General features: G+C 65.1%; 18 protein-coding genes. 10 read left to right on the top strand and 8 right to left on the bottom strand.

The annotated features are described in order from the left end of the window. Nucleotides 1-183 precede the first annotated feature (183 nt). Together ACWGS9_RS05455 and ACWGS9_RS05450 are read right to left on the bottom strand one after the other, a co-directional pair. Nucleotides 184-489 (bottom strand): hypothetical protein, encoded by a 306-nt coding sequence (locus ACWGS9_RS05455; RefSeq protein WP_454504257.1) that lies wholly within the window; start codon nt 487-489, stop codon nt 184-186. A 136-nt stretch (nt 490-625) separates the two neighbouring features. Beyond that, a complete protein-coding gene (locus tag ACWGS9_RS05450) occupies nt 626-820 on the bottom strand; it encodes a hypothetical protein (protein ID WP_454504256.1) in 195 nt (64 codons plus the stop codon). 322 nt (nt 821-1,142) lie between these two features. On the opposite strand from ACWGS9_RS05450, the gene ACWGS9_RS05445 reads away from it, so the two are divergent. Next, complete coding sequence (locus ACWGS9_RS05445) at nt 1,143-1,541, top strand: low affinity iron permease family protein (protein WP_454504255.1); 399 nt, start codon at nt 1,143-1,145, stop codon at nt 1,539-1,541. A 91-nt stretch (nt 1,542-1,632) separates the two neighbouring features. Here the strand turns inward: ACWGS9_RS05445 and ACWGS9_RS05440 are convergent, their stop codons facing one another. After that, complete coding sequence (locus ACWGS9_RS05440; protein WP_454504254.1) at nt 1,633-3,078, bottom strand: MFS transporter; 1,446 nt, start codon at nt 3,076-3,078, stop codon at nt 1,633-1,635. Nucleotides 3,079-3,211: 133 nt separating this feature from the next. Here ACWGS9_RS05440 and ACWGS9_RS05435 point away from each other — a divergent pair, with 133 nt between their 5' ends. Both ACWGS9_RS05435 and ACWGS9_RS05430 read left to right on the top strand, forming a co-directional pair. Further along, nucleotides 3,212-4,114, top strand: coding sequence for a LysR family transcriptional regulator (locus tag ACWGS9_RS05435; RefSeq protein WP_454504295.1), 903 nt, complete (start codon nt 3,212-3,214; stop codon nt 4,112-4,114). Nucleotides 4,115-4,318: 204 nt separating this feature from the next. Further along, the gene (locus ACWGS9_RS05430; protein WP_454504253.1) at nt 4,319-4,522 is read left to right on the top strand and encodes a hypothetical protein; all 204 of its coding nucleotides are present in this window, start codon (nt 4,319-4,321) and stop codon (nt 4,520-4,522) included. 315 nt (nt 4,523-4,837) lie between these two features. Here the strand turns inward: ACWGS9_RS05430 and ACWGS9_RS05425 are convergent, their stop codons facing one another. From ACWGS9_RS05425 to ACWGS9_RS05415, 3 genes are all read right to left on the bottom strand, one after another. Further along, complete coding sequence (locus tag ACWGS9_RS05425) at nt 4,838-4,960, bottom strand: hypothetical protein (RefSeq protein ID WP_320214489.1); 123 nt, start codon at nt 4,958-4,960, stop codon at nt 4,838-4,840. Nucleotides 4,961-5,520: 560 nt separating this feature from the next. Further along, a complete protein-coding gene (locus tag ACWGS9_RS05420) occupies nt 5,521-5,613 on the bottom strand; it encodes a putative RiPP precursor (RefSeq protein ID WP_454504252.1) in 93 nt (30 codons plus the stop codon). A gap of 463 nt (nt 5,614-6,076) precedes the next feature. Further along, nucleotides 6,077-7,009: a hypothetical protein gene (locus tag ACWGS9_RS05415; RefSeq protein WP_454504251.1), complete on the bottom strand. Its 933-nt coding sequence runs from the start codon at nt 7,007-7,009 to the stop codon at nt 6,077-6,079. Between the two features lie 230 nt (nt 7,010-7,239). On the opposite strand from ACWGS9_RS05415, the gene ACWGS9_RS05410 reads away from it, so the two are divergent. The 5 genes from ACWGS9_RS05410 (at nt 7,240) to ACWGS9_RS05390 (ending at nt 11,363) form a co-directional block, all read left to right on the top strand. After that, entirely contained in the window at nt 7,240-7,461 is a 222-nt protein-coding gene (locus ACWGS9_RS05410; RefSeq protein WP_454504250.1) for a hypothetical protein, read from the top strand. 429 nt (nt 7,462-7,890) lie between these two features. Further along, nucleotides 7,891-8,376, top strand: coding sequence for a RidA family protein (locus tag ACWGS9_RS05405; RefSeq protein WP_454504249.1), 486 nt, complete (start codon nt 7,891-7,893; stop codon nt 8,374-8,376). Nucleotides 8,377-8,471: 95 nt separating this feature from the next. Then, nucleotides 8,472-8,696, top strand: coding sequence for a hypothetical protein (locus ACWGS9_RS05400; protein WP_454504248.1), 225 nt, complete (start codon nt 8,472-8,474; stop codon nt 8,694-8,696). Between the two features lie 138 nt (nt 8,697-8,834). Further along, nucleotides 8,835-9,050, top strand: a complete 216-nt coding sequence (locus ACWGS9_RS05395) for an alkylphosphonate utilization protein (RefSeq protein ID WP_454504247.1) — start codon at nt 8,835-8,837, stop codon at nt 9,048-9,050. Nucleotides 9,051-9,377: 327 nt separating this feature from the next. Then, nucleotides 9,378-11,363: an acyltransferase family protein gene (locus ACWGS9_RS05390; RefSeq protein WP_454504246.1), complete on the top strand. Its 1,986-nt coding sequence runs from the start codon at nt 9,378-9,380 to the stop codon at nt 11,361-11,363. Between the two features lie 231 nt (nt 11,364-11,594). Here ACWGS9_RS05390 and ACWGS9_RS05385 read toward each other — a convergent pair whose 3' ends face one another. Then, a complete protein-coding gene (locus ACWGS9_RS05385) occupies nt 11,595-11,948 on the bottom strand; it encodes a cupin domain-containing protein (RefSeq protein ID WP_454504245.1) in 354 nt (117 codons plus the stop codon). A gap of 651 nt (nt 11,949-12,599) precedes the next feature. Beyond that, nucleotides 12,600-14,648 carry an AI-2E family transporter gene (locus ACWGS9_RS05380; RefSeq protein WP_454504244.1) on the bottom strand — a complete coding sequence of 683 codons (2,049 nt, stop codon included), beginning with the start codon at nt 14,646-14,648 and terminating at the stop codon, nt 12,600-12,602. A gap of 239 nt (nt 14,649-14,887) precedes the next feature. On the opposite strand from ACWGS9_RS05380, the gene ACWGS9_RS05375 reads away from it, so the two are divergent. Together ACWGS9_RS05375 and ACWGS9_RS05370 are read left to right on the top strand one after the other, a co-directional pair. Further along, nucleotides 14,888-15,214 (top strand): hypothetical protein, encoded by a 327-nt coding sequence (locus ACWGS9_RS05375; RefSeq protein WP_454504243.1) that lies wholly within the window; start codon nt 14,888-14,890, stop codon nt 15,212-15,214. A 169-nt stretch (nt 15,215-15,383) separates the two neighbouring features. Continuing rightward, a complete protein-coding gene (locus ACWGS9_RS05370; RefSeq protein ID WP_454504242.1) occupies nt 15,384-15,716 on the top strand; it encodes a hypothetical protein in 333 nt (110 codons plus the stop codon). The last annotated feature ends 70 nt before the right edge of the window (nt 15,717-15,786 follow it).

Raw genomic sequence — 15,786 nt, 5'->3', positions numbered from 1 at the left:
GAGGCGCTCCCCCTGCTCCGTTGGCGATTGGCGAAAGCCGGACAGCCTCAACCCGGCCGCGGCGCTGGTTCAAACCGGCGTGCTCAAAAGCGCGCGCAAGGAAGCCAGTCCGTCGGGGGGAAATAGATGTGGGAAAACGCGCCCGGCCCGTGCTTCATCACACACGGGCCGGGCTGCGGAACATCAATAGTCGGAGCCGCCCTCGACGACGACCGGACGATGGTGGTGCCGGTGGATGGAACTCGTGACGACGACAGTGTCCCGATGGTGGTGGCGATGACGCCAGCCGCGCTCGCCATTGTCATAGAAGGCGACCGTGCCGTGATGGCGGTGGTGGAGACGATGGCCCTCGTCATTGATGATGACTGCCGAGCGGTGGTGATAATGATGCCGGTGATGCGTGCTGATGACGATATCGGCCTCGGCCGCGGAAGCGACGGCGGGTGCGGCGACACAGAGCGCCAGGGCAGCAAAAAGCACTGTTTTCATTGCTCTATTCCTAATTCCTGAATCATCCCTTCGCCGGGATAAACCGCTGTTCACCGCTTTGGTTCCGGCCGGGTTGCGCGCCGGCACGGAGCCAGGCGGATCGCGACAAGCGGACGCGTTCAGCTGACAGCGAGACTCAGCTTCCCCGCTGACGCCGAAGCGCGACATATCTGAGGTAGGTCGTGGCCGCGGCATCGCAGGCGCGCCGCCCCGGGCCGTTGGCCTCGATCATCGTCTTGGCAAGCCGTTGCGGCAGGCCGTATTTGCTGGCGAAGAACGCCGTGTCGTATGGCTGGTCTTCGAGGTCGTCCACGGATCTATCAAGGCTCATGTCGGCTCCCCTATCGGCGCGCGCGAAAATTGGCGTGCTAGCCAATGCGAAGCCGCGGGTTTGGTTGCTGCGCTCGGCCCTCTTCGCAGGCCAGCCCGACTTTAGTCCGACAAGGCTTTCAGACCGACGCCCGACCGGTGGAACGAAGGCCTCCCGCCCTCGTTTGCCGGCATGGAATTCGCAAAATGAAATCCGGCAACAGGAGCAACGGACATGGACGACCACCGCAACAGTATTTTGGAGGCACGCTGGCTGCTTGCCGTGCCGGCCTCGATGCTGCTCACCGTGCTTATAGCCGGCCTGCTGCTTGGGTAGCCGGCGAATGAACCGCTTCCTTTTTCTTGCAGCCGATTTCCTGTCACGTCCGCCAGGCTTCTACGCGCTGCTTGCCGCCATGGCCGCCTGCACACTGCTGGTACCGTTCGGCCTCACCAACGCGGTGACCTATGCCTTGTCGGTGGCGGCCATCATCATCACCGGGGTGGTCCTCATCCAGGGCTACCGGGACACGGCTGCCATCCACGCAAAGCTCGACGAGATCGTCATTGCCCTGCGCCAGACGCGCAACGACGTGGTCGGGCTCGAGCATGCGGAACCGCACGAGATCAAGTCGAAACTGACGGAACTGGAAATGGAGGCAGAGCGCCTGGCGGCCGGGGAAACCTTGAAGGGCGCAATAAGTGAGGCCGGTGCCGCAGTGGGTGGGGGTTCGCTGGGGTAGCTGAGGCACCGGCCGAAGGCGGAATGGGTAACCGCCGCCAGACAAGAGTAAGGTTTGCGGGCGGCGGCGAAATTACGCGATCGCGGAAGTGCTACGCGGCGCGCTTTGCCGGCAGGCTGGGGATGGCCAACAGAACTGCCAGCACCACCAATCCCGCGGCCACCGCGAAGGTCAATCCCATGCCGCCGGCGACCGCTGCCGGCGCTGCGGCCGCGACATCCTTCGTGCCCACGGCGAAGGCGAACACCGCGCCCATCACCGCCGTGCCGGTGACGAGGCCGAGATTGCGCGAGAGGCTGAGCATGCCCGACACCACGCCGCGCTCGTTACTGTCGACATCGGCCATGACGGCCGTGTTGTTGGCCGCCTGGAAGAGCTGGTAGCCCGGTGTAAGCACTATGACCGCCGCCGCGTAGCCGGCGACGCCGAAGAGGCCCGGCAGCACGGCGAGCGCCGCGCAGCCGGCGACCATCAGCACAAGGCCGGTAATGACCATCGCCGCCGCGCCGAGGCGGTCGACGACGCGCCCGGCAATGACGCCGCAAAACGCTGAGACCACGGGTCCGATCGACAGCACCGCCCCGGTCGCCGCTTCGCTTAAGCCCAGCGCGCGCGACAGGAAGAACGGGCCGACGACCAGGGTCGCCATCATCACGGTCGAGACCAGCGCGTTCATGGCGAGGCTCGGCGCCAGCACTGGGTCGCGCAACAGGTCGAGCTTGACCAGAGGCGATGCCACCCTGGCCTCGGCGGCAACGAACAGCGCCGCGCCGGCCAGGGCCATGCCGAGCAGCGCCACGTTCCCGCCGCCGAAATGGCCGCGCCCCATGGTCATGGCCAGCGCATAGGCGGCAAGCGTGGCGGCAAGCAGCAGCGTGCCCGGCGTGTCGAAGCGGGTCTTTGCGCTCGCTGCCTGACGGACGATGCCCGCCGCTTCGCTGGCGGGCATCGCCGTTGGCAGGAAGCGCCAGGCGGCAAGCACCGCGACGACGCCGAGCGCGGCGCTGACGAGGAAGATCGAGCGCCAGCCGAGAGCGGCGATCAGCACGCCGCCGAGCGAGGGTCCGAGCGCCGTGCCGATCGCCGACATGGTGCCGAGCAGGCCCATGGCGCTGCCGGTGCGCTCTTTCGGCACCGTCTCGCCGACGAAGGCTATCGTCAGCGCCATCATCACCGCGGCGCCCAGGCCTTGCACGGCCCGCGCGGCGATCAGCAGCGCCAGCGACGGCGCGAGCGCGGCGGCAAACGAGGCGGCGCTGAACAGCGCGAGGCCGGCGATCAGCAGCAGCCGGCGGCCGACGAGATCGCCGAGACGGCCGACGCTGACGATCAGCGCGGTGATGGCGAGCAGATAGGCGAGCACCACCCATTGCACCGCCGGAAAGGACGCGGCGAAGGCCAGGCTCAGCGTCGGCAGCGCGACATTGGCAATGCTGGTGCTGAGCGAGGAGATGAGCATGGCTAAGGACAGGCTGGCCAGCGCGCCCGTTGTCGAATGGCGCGCGGGCACAGCGCGGGTTTCGGCAGGGTCGGCCATGATTTCCTCTCCGTCGGTTGAACCTGCCGGGGAAGATAAGCCCGCGAATGACATGGCGGAACACGCAGCATTTGCATTTGAACAGTGCATGAAACGCCATATCGCTTCGACGTATCCGTGCTATGGTCGCGCCATGTCGCGACCCGATCTCAACCTGCTCGTCACGCTGGACGTGCTGCTTGCCGAAGGCAGCGTCGCCAAGGCCGCGCGGCGGCTGAAGCTCAGCCCCTCGGCGATGAGCCGGGCGCTGGCAAGGCTTCGCGAGACGACCGGCGATCCGCTTCTGGTGCGCGCCGGGCGCGGCCTGGTGCCAACGCCGCGCGCCGTCGCACTCGGCGCGCAGGTCGGCCGGCTGGTGAAGGAGGCGGAAGCGGTGCTGCGGCCCGCCGAGCGGCTCGACCTCACGCGGCTTAACCGCAGCTTCACCTTGCGCAACAGTGACGGCTTCGTCGAGAATTTCGGCCCGGCGCTGCTGGCCCGCGTGTCGCAAGAAGCGCAAGGCGTGCAACTGTGCTTCGTGCCCAAGCCCGACAAGGACAGCGGCCCGATGCGCGAGGGCACGGTCGATCTGGAGACCGGAGTGGTCGGCGGCTCGACCGGGCCAGAGGTGCGCGCGCAGGCGCTGTTCCGCGACCGCTTCGTCGGCGTCGTGCGCGCCGGCCATCCTTTGAGCGAAGGTAAGATCACCGCCGCCCGCTTCGCCGCCGGCCGCCATATATTGACCTCGCGCCGCGGCCTCGACCGCGGCCCGGTGGACGACGCGCTGGAGCTCGCCGGCCTGACGCGGACAATCACGACCGTGGTCGGCGGCTTTGCCGAGGCGCTGGCGCTGGCGCGCGGCTCAGACCTCATCGCTACCGTGCCGGAGCGCTATACCGGCACGCTGCGCGAAGGCCTGTTCAGCTTCGCGCTGCCGGTGAAGCTTGCCGCGCTGACGATCTCGCTTTTGTGGCACCCGAGGCTCGATGCCGATCCGGCGCATCGCTGGCTGCGCGGGTTGGTGAAAGAGGTATGTGGCCTTTCCACGCCCCCATGAATGCAGGGCTGTCCGGGGAGAGGAACCCAAGCGCTGACATCCATCACGCCGCTTCCAACCAAGCGCGCGTTGCAGCCGATATTTCTAGAACATTAGCTGTTACTAACATATTGTATCACGCGCGGGTCAAAACCGCGTCCGTCATGGAACCCGCGGCATGGTCGGCACAGTTGCCGGGCGCCTGTGAAACAGCCGGAGGCTCCCTTGAGCGAATTCAGGAAGTTCGCCTGCCCCCGGTGCCTGGGCGCCGGCAAGGTGTTCGAATGCGAAAAGCAGGTGGCGTCGAACGGCACATGCTGTTCCCCGGGGGCGCTGCGCGACAATTGCCCGGGCCAACGGGTTTCCTGCCGGGCCTGCAACGGAACCGGCCTGCGCGGCTACAGCGTACCCTCCGTCTTGCAGGACTGAGCCGCCGCCCGGTTTCTCCCGATCATAGTATCTGCGGCTGGCAAGACCTATCGCGTCGAGGAAATAAACGGCGAGGCAATCGTCGCGGTCCATTCGGCCGAAGCAAAGACGCCTTTCGAGGCGGCTGAGAAGGCGCTTGGCCTGAAAGTGACTTTGCGCGCCGGCGCCGTCCGGTGGGTCCGCGTCGTCGACCTGACCGAGCGGCCGAGGCCGGTCAGGCTGCGGCCCGTGACGTTCGAATTCAAGGCGATCGGGCAATGGAAATAGAGCGATCCGTTTTGCTTTGAACGCCGCGCACTTTTCCTGGAATTTGCTTCAAGTGCTGGCGCCGCCCATCAGCGCGGCGACCAGGGTCGCCAAGAAGACAAGCAGCCCCAATGCGACCCGATCCAGCCACGACCGCCGTCTGGCAAGAACCTCGAACAACCCATTGGTCATCGCAACTTCCCCCGTTGGCTATGGGCATTGTACCACGTCTTTCATGAGCAGATCATGAAACGTCTCACAGAGGCATCCGATGCCCCTGAAGATCGCAGCCCGGTGTCAATGCTGCACTGCCGAAATGCACCCAAAAAAAGTCGGGGGTTGAGGCGAGGTATCGGCCGGCGAAAAATCAGCTTATTCAAGCGGATAGGCATATATGCCCGATGAAGCCTCCGGCTTACCGGAAAAGCCCGGAATTCCGCCATTTCGCAGCCCTTCGCCGCAGCGCCGGCATGGCTGCAAAGGCTGCTCCAGGCACGAAAAGGCGGCTATCAAGGCGCTTCCGGGCTGACCGCCGGCGGCGTTGACAGGGCACCCTGCCAATGGCACTCCGCAACCACTGGTCACGCCATGACCGTTGCTGTTGGGGACGGACGGGGTTTCAGCAGCTTGGCGGCGGCGCCGGACGGGCGGGCACCTGCGCGGTGTACCGCCCGCTCCTGGCCGGCCCACCTTCCAGCTTTAAGACAGCTTGCATTAAAACCGACCGAGCCGACGGCGCGTTCCTGAAAATCTCAGAACGTGAAGCCGGAGGACGGCACGGCGGCGGTCACCGCCGAAAGCCTGTCACGCCTGGCAAGGGCTGGTTTGCAATATGGCTTCTTCATCGGCTGTCTCGGCCCGGTCGACGATGAAATCAGGACAGCTAGATATGGCCGGCGCCCGCCGCGTCAAGCGCGCAGACAAATTTGGCGCGCAGACAAATTTGGCGCGCAGACAAATTTGGCGAGGAGGCCAATTGGCGGCCAAGAAAGGACCGTCCGGCGCTCCGATGGGCGCGCCAGCCAATTTTGTCCGTGCGCCTATGTTACCTGGGGATCGAGCCGTTCGCGACGACGCTCGACAGCTTCTGGCGCTTCGACAGCACCGGCTTCTCGTAAGCCTTCTTCATAGGGAACCCCATTGCCCAGTTTTCGCGCTCGCAACACGCAACGCGAACGGATTCCCGTCAAAGAACATTTGCGTGATCGACGCGCAATGCGGGCTGACCGCAACCGAAAGCACGTCGGCTGTGGGTACACGGCAACATCCGGCGCCGCCCCCCCGAGACAACTCACGATGGTCTCGGGCTTATCCAGCGTGCTGCAGCCAATGCCGGTCGAACACATCCAGGATGGCGCGGAATTCCGACGGCGGAATCTGGATGGCGCCGTCGTCGCTGTAGGCGTCGAGGAATTCGTCGAGCTGAAGGTCGACCGCTTCGGGATGTTCCAGGCCGATGCCGAGGCCCGCCAGATCGGCGGCGATCGAACTGCCGGCCGGCAGGTATCCGCCCCATGTCCCGCCGCCGGAAGCCGCATCGCGTAGCCGCACCAGCAGGATCCGGGTCAGCGAGGGCTGCGCTTCGGGGCCGATGACGGCGGAGCCGCACATAAAACCGCCGAGCACGCTGACCGGCTGCGTCTGCGGGAACAGGCAAAGGAAGAACTGCGTGTCGCCGCCGACATCCTTGAGATGCAGATAGAGACCGCGCTTTGCCGGCATCACCGGACCGACGAGCTGCAAGTGCCCGGTCGGCAAGGTCTCGCTATAGGTAGCCGTCAGCCCATGCACGCCCGGCCCCGCCTCGATCGACAGGCGGCCCTTGATCAGTTGGCCGCGATAATAAGGCGACCAGGCGCGCGAATAGCATGCATAGGTCCCGGCAAGCCCGGAGCCGGCGCGGCGCTCGTCATGCGCGGCGGCGTCGAACTGCACGCCGGCGCGGCGCTCCAGCTCGGCGCCGTCGATGCCGTGGCGGGCCGCGATCGCTGCGGTGAAGGCCGGCAGCTCGCTCTCGGCGATCCAGGCTCCGGGTTGTTCCAGGTCGAGCACCCTCGCCCAGTCGTCATAGACGCTCATCTGGCGCGGCCGCGCGCGGCCCTGCAGCCATTTGTCGGCGCGGCCGAGATCGAACGCGGTGTTCGGATTGACGGCGCGGAACGCCGCCGCCAGGTCCTTGCGGGTCACCGTTCCCAGCAGGGCCGAAGTCAGCCTTAGTTTCTGCGCGATGTGCTGCGCCATGCCGCAGGTCCCTCGATGCTTTTCACCGCCAGGGCATTTTGGCGTTCCGGTGGGAATCGCCGAGCTGTCCTGACGATTTCGTTTAGCACGCCTCCATGGCGATCACGTTTATTTTCCACCTCCTAATATTCCAGGAAATCCAAAGAATTCCATAGCGTTCCGCGCACGCTGTCTTTGCGGCCGAACTGCCAGCGTTAGGGTCGCCTCGGGGTGGGTGCAGGGGAGCAGTCATGAAAGTCGTTCTATCCGCGCTTGTCGTGGCGCTTGCGCTGTCGCAAGCCGCCGAAGCCAAAACGAAAATCCTGGTGAGCGAGACAAAGGCCAGCGCCCAGAAGACCCGGCCGCCGCTCGATCAGACGGCCACCGGCGGCATTGTGCCTTTGGCCGGCCAGATGGCGAAGGGCGCCGCACCGGGCCAGGCCTATCCGCCGCCGCTGGACCTGCATTTCTAGGCAAGTCCGGGTCCAGGCAAGTCCGGGTCTAGGCAAGTCCGGGAAAAGCGCTCGGCGACTTCGCCGTAGCCTTTCGTCCGCGGAAACAAAAGCAAGCCGTTTCCGGAAGACCGCGTGGCGATCTCCTGTTCGGGAGCGGCGAGGGAAAAACAATCGGCCGAGCAAAGGCCGAACCAGATAGCCACCCGGCCAGCCTGAGGGCTGGGGGCTTGGCGTCGCCGGCGGGGGGGCCGGCGCCCACCCGCGCGGATCGCAAAGCCGCGGCCCGCGCGGGTCAGGTTTTTGGGCCCTTTTTGGCCAAGCCATTCTTCTTCAGGTTCAAGTTTCTTCGGGCCCTCAAGTCATCCTTGACGAGTGGACGGCGAACCGGAAAGCTCGGCCACGGCGCTGCAATGGCGCTTCAAGACGAACTCCCAAGGAGGCCATGCCATGCCGGGTGCCGACGAAAAGCTTGCCGCGCTCGGCATCGTGCTGCCACCGCCCTTGAAACTCCCGCCGGGCATGGTGCTGCCCTTTCCCTGGGTCAACATACGCGGCGACCGCGCCTATATCTCGGGTCACGGGCCGCAGGAGCCGGGCGGCTCGCTTGCCGGTCCGTTCGGCGCGGTCGGCGAGAGCGTGTCGCTGGACGAGGCGCGGGCGTCGGCCCGCAAGGTCGGGCTGTCGATGCTCGGCAGCCTGAAACGCGAGCTCGGCAGCCTCGACCGGATCACCGGCTGGTGCCGCGTGCACGGCATGGTCAATTCGGCATTGCGCTTCACCGAGACGCCGGCGGTGATGAACGGTTTTTCGGAGCTTATCCTCGAGGTCTTCGGGCCGGAGATCGGTCGCCACGCCCGCACGGCAATCGGCGTCGCCGCGCTGCCGCTGAATTTCCCGGTCGAGATCGAGGCCGAGGTGACGATAGCGGGCTGAGCGCCCCATTGTGATGCAATGATCGCTAACCATGCCGTTCTGCTCCGCTTGTGGCTCCCAAGTCCGTGCCTACATGTTCGGCGAAGAGGATTGGCATGCGGCTCCGTTTACGGCGGTTTATCCGGCCACGTCTGCAACGCGGCGATGCCAGTGGCATCGCGCTGGCGGTTGCCTTTATGCTGGTCTTCCTGGCTTTCACCGGCTGGTACGGCCGCTTCATCGGATCGCATCTCGCTGACGGCGATCCTTCCTGCGGCTTCGGCCCAAGGGGCACGGTCTGCTCGTTGACGAGTTCCCCGCCCGGCCAGACAAGGCATTGATCCGGCCTTGGAGATCCGTCGGCGCGCTCGACGGCCAATCTCGCCGTTGCGGGAAGATCGGCAGTTCCAGCGTGGCTTGACCAACCCTGGTCGGCGCGATAGGCGAGCGCAGGCCATCCAACCGATGAAAGACCCGCCATGACAGAGGTAAGAGACAGCAACGGCACGCCGCTGAAGGATGGCGACTCCGTGACCCTGATCAAGGACCTCAAGGTCAAGGGCACGTCCGAGACGATCAAGCGCGGCACGCTGGTGAAGAACATCCGCCTCAACGGCAATCCCGGCGAGATCGAATGCAACACCAAGCAGGTCAAGGGCCTGGTGCTGAAGACGGAGTTCCTGAAGAAGGCGTGAATGCGGGCCGGGCCCTGTCTCGTCAATCCTATGGCGAAGCAAGGAGCGAAGCGACGCGCGCAGACCCTCGGATGACGACCGGAGGGGCGTCGGCGTTCCTTCACGCCCCCTCTGCCCTGCCCGTCCTCCGCAAGCAGCTGTGAGAGTGGACCGGGCATCTCTCCCTTGTTGTGTGGGGGAGATCGGCAGTTGCAGCGCCATCGCGCGCCCTCGCCCACCTCCCCTTATGTTGCACTGCGTTAGATTTGTTGCATTGCGATATCGGCGCGTAGGGACGAGGCTTTGCAACAGGCGGGATACGAACGACCATTCACGAGGTTCGTATTCGTGTCAGCATCGACGCAGGATTTCCGGCCCGACATCGAAGGGTTGCGAGCACTGGCCGTGGCGGGCGTCGTGGCCTACCACTTCGGCCTGGCGGCGCTGCCGGGCGGCTTTGCCGGGGTCGACATCTTCTTCGTCATCTCGGGCTATCTGATCACCCGCCATCTCGTCGCCGAGATCTCCGAGACCGGCAGGCTCGACCTCCTGCGTTTCTACGCCCGGCGCGCGCGGCGCCTGCTGCCGGCGGCACTTTTCGTCATCGCCGCGACACTTGCCGCCGGCGCCGTCATCCTGTCGCCGGAAGAGCAGGCGCTCTATTCCAAGGGCGCGATGTTCGCCTCGGCCTATATGATCAATCTGTGGCTGATCCGCTGGTCGTTCGACTATTTCGCCAATGACGCTACCAGCAACCCGTTCATCCATTACTGGTCTCTGTCGGTCGAGGAGCAATTCTATCTCGCCTGGCCGGCGCTCTTGATGCTGGCCGCCTGGTTGAAACCCGGCAAGCGCGCCATCGTCGTTGCGATCGGTGTTGTCGGCCTTGTCTCTTTCGTCCTCTGTGCCTGGCTGACGAGCGTGTCGCAGCCCTGGGCCTTCTACTTTTCGCCGCTGCGCGCATGGGAATTTGCCGCCGGCGGCCTCGCATCGATGGCGCCGGCACGGCTGTTGCAGGAGCGCCCGCTGCTGGGGCGGGCGCTAAGCCTGGCCGGCCTGACCATGATCGGGGTCGCTTATCTCACCTTTCACCAGGACGCTCCCTTCCCCGGCTTTCTGGCGCTTCTGCCGGTGGCCGGCACAGTCCTTCTGCTCAAGGCGGGAGCGGCCGGCGCCAGGGACGGCTCGCGCAATTCCAAATGGAATTGCGTGAATGCCGCCCTGGCGTTGCCGCCTTTGCAATGGATCGGCAAGCTCTCCTATTCGCTCTATCTCTGGCATTGGCCGGTCATCGTCTATGCCGGCATGCTGGCGCCGGAGCTGACGGCGGCGGAGCGGCTGCTCTGCCTTGCGCTGACGCTGGCGCTATCGACCCTCAGCTACCACCTGATCGAGAACCCGATCCGTCGCAACGGCTGGCTGATGGCCAACGCGGCGCGGGCGCTGGTGCCGGCCCTCCTCCTGACCGGCACCGGCGTCGCAGCCGCCTATGGCAACGCCAGGCTTGCCGTGCGCGACCTCGATCCGGAGCAGCGCATCATCGCCGCGAGCGCGGCCGAGCCTTCCACGGCCCGCGCCAAAGCGGGCTGCGTGCTGGACTACGAGACGGTGACGCCAAAACCCTGCGTGTTCGGCGATGGCCAGCGCGTCATCGCCTTGTTCGGCGACTCCCACGCCGACCACTGGTCGACGCCGCTGATCGAGGCGGGCCGCAAAAAAGGCTACCGGGTGGCAACCTGGCTGAAGAACTCCTGCCGCGCCTCGCGCATCAGCGTCTGGTCGGCCGAGCTCAAGCGCGCCTACGCAGAATGCGACCGCTGGCGCGAGCAAGCGATCGACGAGATCATCGAGGCGAGGCCGGCGCTGGTGGTCATCTCGGAGCTGGCGGTGACCAGCGGCCGCAAGATGGCGGGTCGCGGCGGCGCCACGGACAGCCAGGACGCCGACTGGCGGGCCGGCCTGCGCTCCACGCTCACCAGCCTCAGCAAGGCGGGCCTCAAGGTCGCCTTCATCCGCGACGTGCCGTTCAACAACGCGAATGTCGACACCTGCGTGGCGCGGGCGCTTTGGCGGGACGAAACGCCCTCGCGCTGCGACCAGACGCGCGCCTATGCCGCCAACGACCGGATGGCGGCGGTGGAGCGAGAGATCGTCAACAGCGTCCCCAATGCGAGCTATGTCGACCTCACCGACCGCTTCTGCAGCGCCACCATCTGCCACGTCTTCATCGACGGCAAGCTCGCGTTCCGCGACCAGCATCATATGGCCACGCCCTTCGCGAAATCGCTGGAGCCGGAGGTGGAGAAGAGGGTGATTTCGAAGGTGGGGAGATAAGTGGCGGCGCCCCTATCTCTCCCCTTGTGGGAGAGAAAGCGATTTCAACATCTTAGCGAAGCTAAGTGTTAGAAATCGCAAGTGAGGGGAAAAGCGCCAGCTGTGAAGAACGCCTGCGCCCTAGGAAATCCCCTCTCTGGCATTTTCCAAGCACTTTGCTCGTGGACGAGCCCACTCGCAAATGCAGGAAAATGCTTTCTCCCCCACAAGGGGGGAGATTGAGCCGCCCCCTTACCCCACCACAACGACAAAATGCTTGGTCACCGGCTCGAGGATCTTCCACGTCCCTTTGAAATCGGCCTCGACCACGAAGGCGTCGCCGGGGCCGACCTCGACCGGCTCGCCGCCGTCGGGCGTGATGACGATGCGGCCGGCGATCATGTGGACGAATTCATAGTCGGTGTAGGTGGCGTGGTAGGTGCCGGGCGAGGCGCGCCATGTGCCGGACATCACCTTGCCGTCCTCGGTGGTGTGCTGGACGGCGGTCTGCATGGTCGGCCTGCCCTCGACGACGACCCAGCCCGGCAGGTCGCCGGCCTCGGCATGCTCGACGGCGCCGAATTTGAGGATGGTGGGTCTGGTCATCGAAGGCTCCTGCGGTTCGCCGGGATTGGCTCGCGACGGCATAGCTGATGAGCGCATGCGTTGCACGCGGCGATGCGACAATGAGAGGCGATGTGGCGACGGGTTGCGATGCTTAGGGCGTTGGCCGGGCGGCGGAAGGTCCCCCGGGTTTCCGCCGCGTTTCATCTCGAATCAAAAAGCCCGCCGGATGGCGGGCTTTCAGGTTTCTGGCCAAATCAGACTGGAATGGAAGATGACGGCCTTGCAGTGATGACACTCAGCTTTTCGCGCTTGGCCAGAACAGGCTTCTCATAGATTTTCTTCAAGGTGTCCTCCTCAAGGCTTCGTCGGTCCGCATGTGCAACCTTATAGCTGCCGGCAGCAATGGGCTGTAGCGCATTAGCAACACTTAATGGACGATCCGTCCCACGGAGCCAGCCCTTTGTCGGCCTTGAAGGTGACGAAGCCGCCGGCATAGGGCATCGTTGTCTCGTTTCGGGACCAAATGCTGGCATCAGTCTTGCACCGAAGAGATTGCCGGTGTCCTCCCGCCGGTCCTGATCGGGGGATCAGGTTTTAGATCTCGCCGGGCCTTGTGGGCTTTGGGCATCAGGGTTAGGCCCGGCGAGTTTTTCATCCTTCACTGTCATGCCGACCGGCGGGCGCCACGCCTCACTCCGCCGCCTGCAATTGCTTCCTGCGCGCCGGCTGGCGTCGGCGGCGGGCGGGCTTCAGCATGATGGCCGCCTTGTGGGAAAGCGCGCCGGTCACCGCGTCGACCATGCCGAAGGCGACGAAGTCGGCGTTGAGGGTTGCGGCCAGCTCGGCTGCCGCCTTGTCGTCGGGATTGCCGACCTCCGACCAAAAGACGATGCCGACGCGCAGCTTCGCCTTGATGCGCTTCAGCCGCCGCACCATGAAGCGCGCGTGCTGCGTGGACTGGCGGTTGAGGAAGCCGATGACGACGGCGTCGGTGGCCTCCAGGTCGAGACGGCGGATCGCCAAGGGTTCGAGGTCCGTGAAGCTCGCCTTCGACACCGAGGCGCCCTGCACTTCCAGCACCTGCGCCAGCATGGCGGCGGAGGCGTCGTCGAGTTCGCCGCGCCCGCCAGCACAGAGCACGGTGACGCCCGATCCGTCGGGCAGGTCGATCTCATCCCCGTCGGCGCCCTCCTCGGCAGGCTTGTCATCACCTACCTTCTTCTCCGGGGCCTTCTTCTCTGGGGCCTTCTTCTCTCGCGCCTCCTTGTCGGCTGCCTTCTCGTCCGCCTCGGCGACCTGCTCGGCCTCTTCCTCCTCGGCCTCCTGCTGGGCGCTATCGTCGAGATTGGCCACCAGCGTCATGGCGCTGTCGGCGACCTGCCTGCGCTGCTCGTCATCCATGACGCCGCGCCCACGGTCCTGCTCGCCCAGCAAGAGTGCCGGGATGGCGACCTGGGCGTAGAACTGGAACAGGTATTTTTCCTCCAGCATCTCCTCGGCATGGTCGGTCGCCTCGTCCGGATCGCCGGCAAGCAGCCGCTGGTAGAGCCTGGCATGCGGCTCCAGCACCGGCTCGTTGCCGAACAGCACGTCGAGGAACTCGAACTGCGGCACATGCCGACCGAGCACCACCAGGCACACAGTGAGCGGCGTCGACAGCACCAGGCCGATCGGCCCCCACAGCCAGGTCCAGAAGATCGCCGCCACGATGATGGCCAAAGGCGACAGGCCGGTGTGCGAGCCATAAAGCCACGGCTCGATCACATTGCCGGTGACGAGCTCCACGACGATGAAAAGCGCGGCGGTCCACAACAGCAGCGACCAGCCGGGCGCCACCGCCAGCGCCAGGAACAGCGGCAGCAGCGCGCCGACGATCGGCCCGATATAGGGGACGAAGCGCAGCGCCAGCGCCAGCAGGCCCCAAAGCAGCGCGTTGGGGATGCCAAGCACCCAGAGCCCGATGGTGATGGGGATGGCATAGATGGTGTTGACCACCAGTTGCATCAGCAGATACTGGCCGACGCGCTTGCCGGCATCCTGCAGCGCCTGCGTGGTGCGATGGAGGTCGCCATAGCCGACCAGCCTGATGAAGCGGTCGCGCAGGTCCTCCCGCTCCATCAGCATGAAGATGACTACGATGATGACGAGGCCGGCGGAGCCGAGCGGGCTGATCAGCGGCCCGATCAGGTTCTGAAGCACCTCCAGCGGCTTTTCATGCGAGACGACCTCGACCGGGATCGGCTCGCGCTTCGGCGCCTGGGCGGCCGAAGGCAGCTGCGGCTCCTGGCGGTCGATCTCCTGGCCGACACGCTCGATGACGCCGCTCAGCCGCGAGATGATGCCGCCGCCGAGGCCGTTTTCCTTGAGCGCGCGGACCTTGGTCAGGATGTTGATCTGGTAGACGGGAATGTTCTGCGCGAGGTCGCTGACCTGGGTGGCGACGACGAAGGAGAACAGCGAAAGCGCGGCGAAGGCGCCGGCGACGCTGGCGATGACTGCCGCGATGCGCGGGACGCCGGCGCGCTTCAACCAGGACACGACAGGCGCGATGGCGAAGGTCAACAGCAGCGCCACGGCGATCGGCAAAAACACCTCGCGCCCGAAATAGAGCGCGGCGACCGTGGTGACCACGCTCGCCACCGTCGGCAGCGCCGTGCGCGGATGGCCCCTGGAAGCGGCGAGCAGGCTCGCCAGCCTCGGCTCCGACGCACCCACCCCATTACCACGATTGGCCGCCACCTCGAGCCTCCAGCTTGCCTGACCGATGATCGGTAATATTTCGCCGGCGTGCAACGCGGCCAGGGCCGGACGGTTGCACATTTTCTAATAAATGGCCCAAGGGCTTTCTCGTCGTGGCGCGCGGCGGCTCCTCGCCGGCAGACTTCCAGCGATTTCCCGGCAACGTTTTGTCGGGAACATCGCCCGTCCCGAAAGCGTTTACCCGCCGAAGGGGCATCCATTGTGAAGAGGAGGCAGCGATGAAAAAGCTTCTGCTTGCTTCGATGATCGCCATCGCCTCGGCGTTCGCGATCGCGCCGGCCAGCGCCGGCGGCGTGCAGCTCGGTATCGGCATCGGCCCGGGCTATGATGACGGCTATAACAACGATTATGGCGGCTATTACCCGCACCGCTATTACCGTCATGTCTATAATGACGACTACTACAACAATGGCGGCTATGTGGTTCGCTATCATCACCGCCACCATTGCCGCACCGAACTGGTGAGCCACTGGCGCCACCACCACCGCGTGGTGGAGGAAGTGCGAGTGTGCGGTAACGGCTACAACAACTACAACAACTACTAAGCCTACATTGTCGCGCGGGGTGGTTTTGCCTCCCCGCGCGATCGCCCACCAGGCGCCTGGACCGCTCCCGGCGCATGCAAAGCCCTGAAATCTTGCTGATTCTGCACGTCGGCGCGACCTTTCGCCGGCTTGAGCGTTATCATGGGTGAACCTTCAGGAGGAGGTTGCCATGAAAAAGCTACTACTTGCTTCGGCGATCGCCGTTGCCACGGCGGCAGCCACGATCGCGCCGGCGGATGCGCGCGTGTTGTTCGGCATCGGCATGAGCCCGTTCGGCGGTTATTACGACGACTACGGGCCCTCGCCTTTCTACCGCCCGTACTATGGCGGCTACCGCGGCTATTACGATGACGACTACCCCGGCTATGTCGTGCGCTATCCGCATTACCGGCATTACAGATATCATAGATATTACTACGTCTATCACCACCGGTACCACCATAGGCACTACTACTACAGGCACCACCACAGGCACCACCACGGGTACTACTACAGGTACTAGGTGGCTGGCATTATTGACGAGGCCGTCGGCTGGCCGATCTCCTCCACAGGGGGAGATCGGCAGTTGCGCC

This window comes from Mesorhizobium sp. Arg314 (genome assembly GCF_053714275.1).
Note: the sequence above shows the minus strand (reverse complement) of the source record. Positions and strands in the feature narration are given on the sequence as shown.

Coding starts and splice junctions, on each gene's coding strand:
- ACWGS9_RS05455 (WP_454504257.1), bottom strand. CDS start 489: ATGAAAACAGTGCTTTTTGCTGCCCTGGCGCTCTGTGTCGCCGCACCC.
- ACWGS9_RS05450 (WP_454504256.1), bottom strand. CDS start 820: ATGAGCCTTGATAGATCCGTGGACGACCTCGAAGACCAGCCATACGAC.
- ACWGS9_RS05445 (WP_454504255.1), top strand. CDS start 1,143: ATGAACCGCTTCCTTTTTCTTGCAGCCGATTTCCTGTCACGTCCGCCA.
- ACWGS9_RS05440 (WP_454504254.1), bottom strand. CDS start 3,078: ATGGCCGACCCTGCCGAAACCCGCGCTGTGCCCGCGCGCCATTCGACA.
- ACWGS9_RS05435 (WP_454504295.1), top strand. CDS start 3,212: ATGTCGCGACCCGATCTCAACCTGCTCGTCACGCTGGACGTGCTGCTT.
- ACWGS9_RS05425 (WP_320214489.1), bottom strand. CDS start 4,960: ATGACCAATGGGTTGTTCGAGGTTCTTGCCAGACGGCGGTCGTGGCTG.
- ACWGS9_RS05420 (WP_454504252.1), bottom strand. CDS start 5,613: ATGAAGAAGCCATATTGCAAACCAGCCCTTGCCAGGCGTGACAGGCTT.
- ACWGS9_RS05415 (WP_454504251.1), bottom strand. CDS start 7,009: ATGGCGCAGCACATCGCGCAGAAACTAAGGCTGACTTCGGCCCTGCTG.
- ACWGS9_RS05410 (WP_454504250.1), top strand. CDS start 7,240: ATGAAAGTCGTTCTATCCGCGCTTGTCGTGGCGCTTGCGCTGTCGCAA.
- ACWGS9_RS05405 (WP_454504249.1), top strand. CDS start 7,891: ATGCCGGGTGCCGACGAAAAGCTTGCCGCGCTCGGCATCGTGCTGCCA.
- ACWGS9_RS05400 (WP_454504248.1), top strand. CDS start 8,472: ATGCGGCTCCGTTTACGGCGGTTTATCCGGCCACGTCTGCAACGCGGC.
- ACWGS9_RS05395 (WP_454504247.1), top strand. CDS start 8,835: ATGACAGAGGTAAGAGACAGCAACGGCACGCCGCTGAAGGATGGCGAC.
- ACWGS9_RS05385 (WP_454504245.1), bottom strand. CDS start 11,948: ATGACCAGACCCACCATCCTCAAATTCGGCGCCGTCGAGCATGCCGAG.
- ACWGS9_RS05375 (WP_454504243.1), top strand. CDS start 14,888: ATGAAAAAGCTTCTGCTTGCTTCGATGATCGCCATCGCCTCGGCGTTC.
- ACWGS9_RS05370 (WP_454504242.1), top strand. CDS start 15,384: ATGAAAAAGCTACTACTTGCTTCGGCGATCGCCGTTGCCACGGCGGCA.